10 protein-coding genes are annotated in these 11,358 nt (G+C 46.3%); 4 read left to right on the top strand and 6 right to left on the bottom strand.

All coding sequences use genetic code 11. From position 1 onward, the window contains the following. Positions 1-32 precede the first annotated feature (32 nt). Positions 33-1,151, top strand: coding sequence for a peptide-methionine (R)-S-oxide reductase MsrB (gene msrB / locus K5X84_RS05000; RefSeq protein WP_222236826.1), 1,119 nt, complete (start codon positions 33-35; stop codon positions 1,149-1,151). A gap of 10 nt (positions 1,152-1,161) precedes the next feature. Here the strand turns inward: msrB and asnB are convergent, their stop codons facing one another. Genes asnB through K5X84_RS04980 form a run of 5 tightly spaced genes read right to left on the bottom strand, consistent with a single transcriptional unit; the run spans position 1,162 to position 6,297 of the window. Beyond that, positions 1,162-3,177, bottom strand: a complete 2,016-nt coding sequence (gene asnB, locus K5X84_RS04995) for an asparagine synthase (glutamine-hydrolyzing) (RefSeq protein ID WP_222236825.1) — start codon at positions 3,175-3,177, stop codon at positions 1,162-1,164. A gap of 18 nt (positions 3,178-3,195) precedes the next feature. Beyond that, on the bottom strand, positions 3,196-4,263 hold the full coding sequence (locus K5X84_RS04990) for an aspartate/ornithine carbamoyltransferase family protein (RefSeq protein WP_054487324.1): 1,068 nt from the start codon (positions 4,261-4,263) through the stop codon (positions 3,196-3,198). Between the two features lie 4 nt (positions 4,264-4,267). Continuing rightward, entirely contained in the window at positions 4,268-4,390 is a 123-nt protein-coding gene (locus K5X84_RS12560) for a hypothetical protein (RefSeq protein WP_263621029.1), read from the bottom strand. Continuing rightward, positions 4,380-5,813 carry a sodium:solute symporter family protein gene (locus tag K5X84_RS04985; protein ID WP_222236824.1) on the bottom strand — a complete coding sequence of 478 codons (1,434 nt, stop codon included), beginning with the start codon at positions 5,811-5,813 and terminating at the stop codon, positions 4,380-4,382. The genes K5X84_RS12560 and K5X84_RS04985 overlap by 11 nt, the downstream gene beginning before the upstream one ends. Then, positions 5,806-6,297: a hypothetical protein gene (locus tag K5X84_RS04980; protein ID WP_054487319.1), complete on the bottom strand. Its 492-nt coding sequence runs from the start codon at positions 6,295-6,297 to the stop codon at positions 5,806-5,808. Before K5X84_RS04980 ends, K5X84_RS04985 begins: the two co-directional genes overlap by 8 nt. 88 nt (positions 6,298-6,385) lie before the next feature. On the opposite strand from K5X84_RS04980, the gene folK reads away from it, so the two are divergent. Both folK and K5X84_RS04970 read left to right on the top strand, forming a co-directional pair. After that, a complete protein-coding gene (gene folK, locus K5X84_RS04975) occupies positions 6,386-6,814 on the top strand; it encodes a 2-amino-4-hydroxy-6-hydroxymethyldihydropteridine diphosphokinase (RefSeq protein ID WP_244994830.1) in 429 nt (142 codons plus the stop codon). Continuing rightward, positions 6,811-7,518: an SDR family NAD(P)-dependent oxidoreductase gene (locus K5X84_RS04970; protein WP_199494974.1), complete on the top strand. Its 708-nt coding sequence runs from the start codon at positions 6,811-6,813 to the stop codon at positions 7,516-7,518. Before folK ends, K5X84_RS04970 begins: the two co-directional genes overlap by 4 nt. Before the next feature lie 45 nt (positions 7,519-7,563). Here the strand turns inward: K5X84_RS04970 and acnA are convergent, their stop codons facing one another. Then, positions 7,564-10,233 (bottom strand): aconitate hydratase AcnA, encoded by a 2,670-nt coding sequence (acnA, locus tag K5X84_RS04965; RefSeq protein ID WP_054487315.1) that lies wholly within the window; start codon positions 10,231-10,233, stop codon positions 7,564-7,566. A 259-nt stretch (positions 10,234-10,492) separates the two neighbouring features. On the opposite strand from acnA, the gene tesB reads away from it, so the two are divergent. Then, positions 10,493-11,353: an acyl-CoA thioesterase II gene (tesB, locus tag K5X84_RS04960; protein ID WP_054487313.1), complete on the top strand. Its 861-nt coding sequence runs from the start codon at positions 10,493-10,495 to the stop codon at positions 11,351-11,353. Positions 11,354-11,358 lie beyond the last annotated feature (5 nt).

Raw genomic sequence — 11,358 nt, 5'->3', positions numbered from 1 at the left:
TAACTACATACCGTCTGAAGTTGGAGAATACAATGTCATTTCGCCTAATAATTGTTATTACCAGTTTGTTACTATCTTGTTTCAGCATGGCACAGAATAATGAGCCAACAAAGCAAAAAAATGAAAAAATCGCGACTTTTGCCGGTGGCTGTTTTTGGTGTGTCGAAGAGGCTTTCGAAAAAATGCCCGGTGTTCGTGAAGTTGTATCCGGATACAGTGGCGGTAATGAAGCTAACCCAACTTATGAGCAAGTTGCCGGAGGGCAAACAGGTCACACCGAAGCAGCACAAATCTACTATAACCCGGATATTATCAGTTACGCTGCTTTACTGCAGAAACTCTGGCGCATAAGTGACCCTACGGATAACCAGGGACAGTTCGTTGATCGTGGCGAGCAATACCGTCCCGCTATCTTCTATCATAATGACGAGCAAAAACGCATCGCCATGCAGTCACGTGAGTGGCTCGATAAAAACGGCCCTTTTTCTGAGCCGGTCGTTATAGAAATAACACCGCTGAAAAGTTTTTATCCGGCAGAAGAGTATCACCAAAATTACTACGACAAGAACCCTGTTCGTTATCGTATTTACACCTATAACTCGGGACGCTACGACTTTGTAGAAAAACACTGGGGAGACACCTCCGACGTTGACTACCAACAATTCACCAACGACAACCCAGCCGGCGAGCGTGAAAACACCGAGCAAAGTTACACTAAACCCAGTGACAAGGAGTTAAAAGAGCGTTTAACGGACATTCAATACGCGGTTACGCAAGAGGACGCCACCGAACCTGCTTTTGATAACCCTTATTGGGATAATGAGCGACAAGGCATTTATGTTGATGTTGTCAGTGGTGAACCGCTTTTCTCTTCAGCGGATAAATATGAATCCGGTACTGGCTGGCCAAGTTTCACAAAACCAATAACACCGAACGCCGTTGTTGAAAAAGAAGACAATAGTTGGTTTTACACGCGTACTGAAATTCGCAGTCGTAAGGCAGACTCTCACATTGGTCATGTATTTACAGATGGCCCTCAGCCAACTGGACTGAGATACTGTATGAATTCAGCGGCACTGCGCTTTATTCCTTTAGAAGATATGGAAGAAGAAGGTTACGGTGACTACATTCCTGCAGTCACCGGAGATTAAAAGCTGAAAATTAGGCAGTCCAGCCGAGTTCTCTGGCTCGCTGTTCTGCTTGTTTAGGTACGTCAGTGGCCACAAAGTGGTGGTGCAGTACCTGAACACCCAACATATGATTTATGACCGCATCAAGCTGCACACGCTCTTCATTCGGAACGTTTTCATCCTGATGTCGCTCAAAGGTCTTAACCACTTCGCTGTAATCGAGCAAACCAGCTGACTTAACCGCATCTTCACTCAGAAATTGCTCAGCCAGCTTCTCTACCGCTTTCCACTTTTCCGGATCCGTATGCGCCGGAGGTGCCATAAAGGCAAACTTCTCTCGCTTATATAGCGTTTCCGGAAGCAAGCCTTTCATCGCCTCGCGCAACACATACTTTTCTTTATTGCCTTTAATACGTAAATGCGGTGGAACCGTGAATGCGTATTCCGCTAAATGGTGATCCAAAAATGCGGGGCGCGCCTCCATTGAGTTAGCCATGTCAACGCGGTCACCACCCCAGGTCAGTATTTGCCCTTCCAGCATGGTTTTTATCCATACATACTGGGCTCTGTCGAGCGGGTGACGGCCATCGAGCATGTTCTTGTCCAACGTATCAGCAATCGCCGTGCTGGGATCATAGCCCTCAACTTGTTGCCGTTTACTCTCTGACATGAGCGGCAAGGCTACCGAAGAACAAGACAGCCAAGGCTGCACACAGCTCGGAGTAAAGCCCATTTTCTGGTTAAAAGCGTCGCTGACAAACTCTTCGCGGGCCAACATAGCGCCTTTAAAGAGCTTATTATTTTTTTCCAGCAACTCCTGCCATTCAACCCGCTCAACTTCTGGCAAGTGATCTAAGCCATGCAAAAACATATCTTTACGGAACGCCGGGTAACCGGCAAAGAGTTCATCCGACCCTTCGCCTGTCATCACAACCTTATAACCGGACTCATGCACCTCTTTACTCATAAGGTACTTAGCAACACCCAGGGTGTTGTAAATGGTGCGTTCGGTGTGCCATAGCGTTTTCACGAAATGGTCATACAGGTCATCGGCCTTCAGCCGCATAATATGGTGGTCGGCCTGTGTCGCCTCCGCCATTTCTTGTGCTATTGGTGTTTCATCATAGTCATCAGAGTCAAACCCAATGGTAAAAGCTTTTACTGAAGTTTGAGTTGATGCCGATGCCAGACCAAGAATTGCGCATGAATCAATACCTCCGGACAGATAGCACCCGACAGGTACGTCAGCTGTCATACGATGCTGAACAGCTTCCAGTAATTTAGCACGAACACCTTCTATATAAGATTCTTCATCGACATCGGCGCCCGGATAGCTTTCTTCAGGCGGAAAGTCGACATCCCAGTACTTATGCTCGGTCGCAACCACCTTGCCGTCTTTTCGTTGTAGCTTAACCACATAACCGGGCTGAACCTGATTAATACCTTCAAAAGCCGTAGAACCCGGCACCATGACCTGAATTAACTGGTGGTATAAACCTTCGGCTGAAAACTCCCGCTTAACATCCGGGTGAGAAAATAACACTTTCAGCTCAGATCCAAACACAACCCCATGTTCTGTTTCTGTCCAGTACAGAGGCTTAATTCCAAAACGGTCACGTACTAAATAGAGGCTTTCGTCTTCGGCATCAAACAAACCAAAAGCAAACTCTCCCCGAAGCTCTTTTAGCGTGTCTTCCAGACCGTAACGCTCAAACAAATGCAGGACAATCTCAGAGTCACTTTTACTGTTAAAGCGTGCGCCACGAGCGGTTAAGTCCGCACGAATACGTTTAAAATCGTAAAACTCACCGTTGTGAGTCAGCATCAGTTGTTTGTCGGCTGACAAAAACGGCTGACGACCTCTTTTTTCGTCCAGGTCAATAATAGATAAGCGGGCGTGACTGAATCCCACGCCATAATCTTGTTGTACTTCGTAACCAAACCCATCAGGACCGCGATGATGCATTATCGCCGCCATATTCACCAGAGTTTGGGGTTCAATCGCTCTTTCCGTTTGATGATGAAAAACGCCAGCAATTCCGCACATTCTTTGCTTTTCCTCGTATCAGACGACATCAATGACGCGCTCAGCTCGCTGCACCATACAGGTCAAAAGCGCCATACGTAAAAACACCGCTCCCCGGGCCTGGCTGAAATACCAGTTATGGGGGGTGGAGTCGAGATCGGTCGATAATTCCTGACCGCGTGCTAATGGGTGTAAAATAATGGCGCTGTCTTTTAGCGGTGACTGCGTCGTTAAGTGAAACTCACTACCGTAAGTACTAAAGGTATCACCTTCCCACGAAATGGCGTTGATATAAACCACATCGAGTTCTGGTAATACCTGCTCTAAATCCCGAGTGGTACGAATTCTAATTCCGGCCTGCTCAATCTGCTCTTTTTGCTCTTCTCCAAACAATTGGGTAGAAGACTCTTCATCATGAATAATGACAATTTCATCAATAGCCTTAGGAAACTTAACCAAACATTTTATGAAGCTGCGCACCGTTCGCATTTTATCCGGCACCCCAATAATGCCAATTTTTATCGGAGCTTTATCGGCTTCATCAGTCACCAGGTCAGGACGCCACTTAAACAGTGCGTACATATCGGCTAATGCTTGAGTCGGATGCTCGTCTGAGCCATTGCCCGCGTTAATAATGGGGATGCGCAGCGAGTCGATCATCTCTTCTAATGAGGTTTCGTTGTTGTCACGCAAGACAACACAGTCACCGTAGTTGTTGAACATTTCAGCAACATCAGACAAGCACTCACCTTTAGCGATACCTGTCGTGGAACGATCAGTAATGGACATAATGTCGCCGCCCAATCGATGCCAGGCACTTTCAAAGGATAACCGTGTGCGGGTGCTGGGTTCATAAAAGGCACTAATTAAAATCTTTCCCTGCAGTGATGTACTGAATCGACGCGGGTTAGCCTCGTATTTAGCGGCAAGTCGAAACAACTGCAACATACCCAGCTGCGAAAACTGGTCAGCAGATACCACATGCTGATTTGATAGTTTCAGCAGGTAATCACCATCTTCCTGAATTGCTTTCAATAACGCCTTTGGGTGAGCATCGCCACACACATCGGGGCGGTCTCTTTCAAAGGAGACATCCTTTATAGTCATACAATTACCATATGGTTTTAGAAATAAAATCTTTAATAAAAAGACCCAGTAACAAAACCGGGGCCGCACAGGTCATAACCAGTGCCAGAGAAATCATCCATTCAAAAGCGACTTCACTAATCAGCATGAACTTGTTCCCCTTCATCTAACTGGTTCCAGTCAAACTTTTTATCGCTACGGATAATACCGATTAAACAGATCAGCCCGGATACCGCGCAAGACGTTAGTGCCGCTACATAAAATCCGATAGCGAAATAGCCCAGCATGCCAAATAGAGTGCCAAATGCCATAGCCGCTGCTGCATAACCGCCTGTTAATCTGCGTTGATAAAGCCCAAGCAGTATTGGCCAGATAGTACTGGCGACAAAAGCACCGGCGAAATTAAGTAAAGCACCTAACGTAGCAATACGCGGCAAACACAGCAACCAGGTCAGAATGCCCAAGCCCAGGATGCAGCTGCGGTTAAAGCGCATTAAGGTTTTGTCACTTGCCTTTGGCTTAAGCCGCTTATGGAAAATATCTTGTGTCACCAGGTCTGATGTCGCTGCAAGTAAGGAATCGAGACTGGACGCCAGTGCGGAAAAAATGATGATAAAGACAACAATAGCCCCGACTTTTCCGAGTACGGCTGCTGCAACGGTCGGTCCTATCATATCCGGGCTTGGCGGAAATATTCCAAGCTGAGGAGCCGCAAGAGCAATAAAGCCCGTTACAATCGGAATGGGCAACCACAGTAGCCCCCCTGTTAAGTAGGCTTTGTAGGCAACGTTCTTTTTGAAAGAAAGCGCACGCGACCACCAGACATTGGAGTGAAAAATTTCACCAAGCCCAAAGAAAATATTATTGAACAAAAACATGACGGCTGCAGGAAATAGCAGGTCCAGCAACTGTGGGTGTTCAGCCGTTAAATTGCTGTGGATGCTAGACAGTCCGACGTTATCAATCAGCCAATAAGCGATAAAACTGACGCCAACAATAATAATCAAGGCCTGGATAAAGTCTGTAGCTATTACAGCCCGCATACCGCCAAATAAAGTATAACCGACACAAATGGTCAGTATGGTTGTCATGCCAATGTGGTAATCAAGACCGCTCAGCGACTCCAGTAAAATGCCACCTGCCATGCCCAGACTGATTAACCAACCGAACGCATACACCACCGAAATAATAATAAAAACAAGCCAGGCCAGGTTGCCATAGCGCAGGCGTACAAAGTCGCCGGAGGTGTAGCCATTAGGCAGCAACTCTTTAATTCGCTTGGCCATTGGAGCGAAGAGAATAAGTCCCAGGGCTGCAAAGGAATAACCTATCATTCCCCAAATCCCAAACTGATAGGTCAGTTGTGGCGCTACCAGCGTGGTGTTGCTGGTGACCCATGTGGCCATAGCGGTTGCCGCCGCAAATGCGAAGCCAACATTACGCCCCGCTAAAGCAAAGTCTTCATGGCTACGGTTTTTGCGTCCTAGCCAATAACCAAAGGCAACCCAAAACACCCCGAACAGGATGATAATTGTAATACCCGTACTCGTCTCTAGTGCGAACTCAGTCATGATGCTTATGGTGTTTAGAATGTATCCATTGGCGATGCAGCAACAACAGCGTTGCCACCAAAGTGATAAAAATAACGAGACCAATAAAGAATAGCGTTAAAGCCTGCCAAAGTGGGTAATGCTTTACTGTAATTTCAATGGTGTTACTGAGATAAGTTTGGTTTTTAGCGTCTTCTGCTCTTGCCCGCAAGTAGTAGGAGCCATTGCTAAAGCCGGTTAATGAAATGTCTTTAAAGTCGCCTAAAGCAGGAAACTGTTTAGTATTTTCCGAGAACTCTGAATCACTGGCAACTTCAATGGTAACTCTGTTAAGCTCGGCTGCAGCAGTGGTACTAACAGAAACGGTAAAATAGCCTTCTTTGACGACAGAGTCAGGCCCGCTTAGCTTCAGGGGGCTTGCAAGCGTGGTGGTCGGCAATACGCTTAAAAAACATAAAACCAACAATATATAGCGATAGTTAAAGCAGTTTTTCTGTATCGTCATTAAGACTTCTGCTCACCAATATCAGTTGAAATTTCAGGCTATCAGCAGAACTTCGCAATTTCAACTGTTTGAAGCAGTCATCTATTTGATGTTTAAAGCCGTAGTTATCTCAACATCTTATTTACGTTTAGCGGTCAATGAGTCAATGCAAAAATATTTATGCAGTTTAGGTTCCAATATAGAACCACAGAGTCACTTCCCTAAAGCCAGAGCTGCTCTTGAAGCTTTATCCGGCAATATAAGCTTTTCACGAAATATTCCTACGCGTCCGGTGAATATGAATACCAAAAGAGATTTTTTGAATGCCCTATTCATTATTCAAACATCGATGAGCGCGGAGCAACTTAAACAAGAGTTTAATCGCATTGAAGAGGCGTTGGGACGTGACCGTTCTGATCCACAAAGAAGCCTTAAAGACCGCACAATTGATATCGATATTCTGGGAAAGGTAAGTGATAACCCCAAAGTACCTAATTACTTAACCTCGTTACTAACGGATTTAGGAATTGCCTCATGAAAAAGACAGCACTCGTTACAGGTGCAGGCCGCCGCTTTGGTTTTGAGCTATCAAAGGCGCTGCTGGCTGAAGGCTATCAACTGTTTGCTCACTACAACAGTTCACGCGACGGTATAAGCGAGTTAGAGTCGCTCGGTGCCACAGCGGTGCAGGCAGACTTTACCGATATAGAAAGTATTCAGGGCATGATAAAAACAATCAGTAACGCCACTGATTCGATTGAGCTTTTGGTCAATAATGCATCCTGTTTCTTCGATAATGAAACCGTTGATAACGACAATAAAGCGCTTGCTGCCGTGTTTCAGGTACACGGGATAGCCCCTTACATGCTTATTAGCGGCCTTCAGCAGCAGCTAAGTCAGTCGGAAAACGGACTCGTCATCAATATAACGGACATATACGCTGATCGCCCCTCCACCGATTACATTGCTTATTGCGCAGCTAAAGCCGGACTGGCCAATATGACTCAGTCATTTGCTAAAACCTTAGCCCCATCGGTAAGAGTCAACGCAATTCAGCCGGGGCCCATTCTCTTTTTACCGGAACATGATAAAGAGCATCGTATGCAAGTTTTGGATGAAACACCGTTACGAGTTGAAGGTGGTTTAGAACCCATGATAGAAACCGTTCGCTTTTTACGCGACAACCCATTTATTACCGGCGAGTCCATTAAAGTCGACGGCGGCCGTGGCTTAATGATATAAAAAAACCCGGCACAACGGCCGGGTTTCAGTTCAGTATAGCGACGCTTATTTAAGCATTCCGCGCAATACGTAATGTAAGATACCACCACTTTTGTAGTAGCTCATTTCATTACCTGTATCGATACGGCACTTAACCTCAAACTCGACTTCGCTTCCGTCTTTGCGTTTAGCAACAACTTTCAGCATTTGTCCAGGCTTGAGGTTGTCATCAAGGCCTAAAATCGATATCTGCTCTTCGCCGGTCAGCTTATGCTCTTTAACACCTTCGCCTTCAGCAAATTGTAGCGGTAGAACACCCATACCAACCAGGTTAGAGCGGTGGATACGCTCGTAGCTTTCAGCCAGTACCGCTTTAACCCCTAACAGCGTTGTACCTTTCGCTGCCCAGTCACGGCTAGAGCCAGTACCGTACTCTTTACCAGCTAATACAACCAACGGCGTGTCGTTTTCCATATACTTCATGGCGGCATCGTAAATGGCCATTTGCTCGCCAGTAGGAATGTACTTGGTGTAACCACCTTCGACATCATCCAGCATTTGGTTTTTAATGCGAATATTGGCAAACGTACCACGCATCATCACTTCATGGTTACCACGACGCGAACCATAGGAGTTAAAGTCTTTAATTTCTACACCATTTTCCTGCAGATACTTACCTGCCGGTGAGTCCGGTTTGATAGAGCCTGCCGGTGAAATATGGTCCGTAGTAATTGAATCAGCGAACACGGCCAGAACATTAGCGTCTTTAATGTCGCTCGGTGCTTGCAGTGGCTTATCAATACCTTCAAAGAACGGCGGATTCTTGACGTAGGTAGAATCGTCCTGCCAGTTATAGGTATTGCCTTCTGCAACACTAATTGACTGCCACTCTTCGTCACCTTCAAAGACCTCACCATATTCTTTACCAAACATCGCGTTATCCACCATTTTCACAGCTTCAGCAATTTCTGCGCTGCTAGGCCAGATGTCTTTTAAGAATACGTCATTACCATCTGAGTCTTTCCCCAGAGGATCTTTACTCAAGTCAGTGCGCGTTGTACCCGACAAAGCATAGGCAACCACTAGCGGTGGTGAAGCCAGCCAGTTCGCTTTAACTTCAGGGTGAACACGGCCTTCAAAGTTACGGTTCCCTGACAATACCGAAGACACAGTCAAGTCGCCTTCGTTAATGGCTTCCGTTATTTCATCGTCCAGCGGGCCCGAGTTACCAATACAAGTGGTACAACCGTAACCCACCAGGTTAAAACCAAGCTTATCAAGGTACTCGTCTAAACCAGCTTTTGCGAAATAATCAGTAACGACTTTAGAACCCGGAGCCAATGACGATTTCACCCATGGCTTACGAACCAACCCTTTTTCCACTGCTTTCTTAGCCAGTAAGCCTGCTGCCATCATGACGCTCGGGTTTGACGTATTGGTACAAGAGGTTATAGCAGCGATGACAACATCACCGTGCGATAAGGAATAATCCTTACCTTTAACTTTTACTTCTTTGTCTTTCTCGCCTGACTTACCGTTAGTTTCCAGTATCAGGTCAAAGTTACTGCCAAGCTGCTCCATATTCACCCGATCCTGCGGGCGTTTCGGGCCGGCCAGAGAAGCCGTTACGGTGCTTAAGTCTAATTCCAGCGTATCGGTGTACTCAGGTTCGTTATCATTGTCACGCCACAAACCCTGAGCTTTAGAGTATTTCTCGACCAGCTCAATAGTTTCTTCATCACGACCTGACAGACGGAAATAGCGCAGGGTTTCATCATCGACCGGGAAGAAACCACAGGTTGCACCATATTCCGGCGACATATTTGAAATGGTTGCGCGATCAGCTAACGGCAAGTTGTCCAGACCAGGACCATAAAACTCAACAAACTTACCTACTACGCCTTTTTCACGCAGCATTTGAGTTACGGTTAAGACTAAATCCGTCGCGGTAACACCTTCTTTCAGCGCGCCCGTCATACGGAAGCCAACAACTTCTGGTATCAACATAGAAACCGGCTGACCCAACATAGCAGCTTCGGCTTCGATACCGCCAACACCCCAGCCTAAAACGCCAATACCGTTAATCATGGTGGTGTGTGAGTCGGTACCAACCAAGGTATCGGGGTAGGCGAAAGTTTTACCGTCTTCTTCTTTCGTCCAGACACTCTTACCTAAATACTCAAGGTTTACCTGGTGACAGATGCCTGTCCCCGGTGGTACCACACGAAAGTTTTCAAAGGCACCCTGCCCCCACTTCAGGAACTCGTAACGTTCTTTGTTACGTTCCATTTCAAAGCGGACGTTTTCCTTAAAGGCTTGTTCCGTCGCGTATTTGTCGACCATGACCGAGTGGTCAATCACCAAATCGACCGGTGACAACGGGTTGATGACTTCAGGGTCATGCCCTGCTTTGGCTACGGCGTCGCGCATTGCCGCTAAATCGACAATGCCCGGAACACCGGTAAAATCCTGCATTAAAACCCGCGCCGGGCGGTATTGAATTTCACGGTCGATTTTTTTCTTTTTCGACCAGTCAACCATGGCTTGTAAATCGTCTTTTGTGACGGTTTCGCCATCTTCATTTCGTAATAGGTTTTCAAGCAACACTTTCATTGAAGCCGGAAGCTTTGAAATGTCTCCTAAGGCTTCCTCTGCTTTAGGCAGGCTATAGTAATGAAAGGTTTTTCCTTTAACGTCTAACGAACTTAAGGTTTTCAGACTGTCTTTGCCTGACATAGATACTCTCCCATTCGCTTCCAAAAGCGTAGTTTTTAGCTCAACGGTCTTTTAAATATAGACAAACTGAACCGTTTCAGCCATTGAAATTGTGCTTTGATGAAAACATAAATCAAAGATTTGTGCCAATTAACTGATGGTTAAGTACTCAGTTAAGCAACTATTTTTATTATAAATTGTGTTTATATTACATAGTCTTTAAAAAGCGTTTAAGATCAACAGAACGTCAGTCTTACCGAAATCAATAAGGACATAATGGATGAGTCAGGTACTCGACGATTTACTCAACTTACTGACCCTCGAAGGCATTGAGGATGGTCTTTATCGTGGACAGAGTCAGGATTTAGGCTTTGGCGCTGTCTTTGGTGGACAGGTTATTGGACAAGCTTTGTCGGCGGCTAAAGAAACATTACCGCAAGAGCGCGTCTGCCATTCCTTTCACAGTTATTTTTTGCGTCCGGGTGATGCGAAAAAACCGATTGTCTACGACGTGGAAACCATCCGCGACGGTAAAAGCTTTTCAGCCCGCAGAGTCAAAGCCATACAGTACGGTAAACCAATTTTTTACATGACTGCATCTTTCCAGCAGCAGGAAAATGGCTATGAGCATCAGGACACTATGCCTGAAGTGCCCGGCCCTGAAGGTCTAGTTTCAGATTTGGATATTTATCGCGAGCATGAAGAACTGATACCGGCGCCACTTCGCAAAAAGTTCATTTGCGACAAACCCATAGAAATGCGGTTTGTGACTCCTTACAACCCGTTTAAGCCGGAAAAAGATGAGCCGCGCCGCTACGTCTGGTTCAGAGCAAACGGCAATATGCCGGATGATCAACGCGTTCATAAATACTTATTGGCTTATGCGTCAGACTTTAACTTCTTGCCGACAGCCTTGCAGCCTCATGGCGTCAGCTTTGCTCAACCCAACATGCAGGTTGCTACGGTTGATCATGCCATGTGGTTTCACCGCGATTTCCGCATGGATGACTGGCTGCTCTACGCAATAGACAGCCCTTCAGCCAGCGGTCAACGCGGTTTAGTTCGTGGGCAAATTTTCACGCGAGATGGTGTGTTAGTTGCGTCGACGATTCAGGAAGGAGTCATGCGGGACCGCGGTTAAATACG

Source organism: Idiomarina abyssalis (genome assembly GCF_019797805.1).
GTDB classification, from domain to species: Bacteria; Pseudomonadota; Gammaproteobacteria; order Enterobacterales; family Alteromonadaceae; genus Idiomarina; species Idiomarina abyssalis.
Note: the sequence above shows the minus strand (reverse complement) of the source record. Positions and strands in the feature narration are given on the sequence as shown.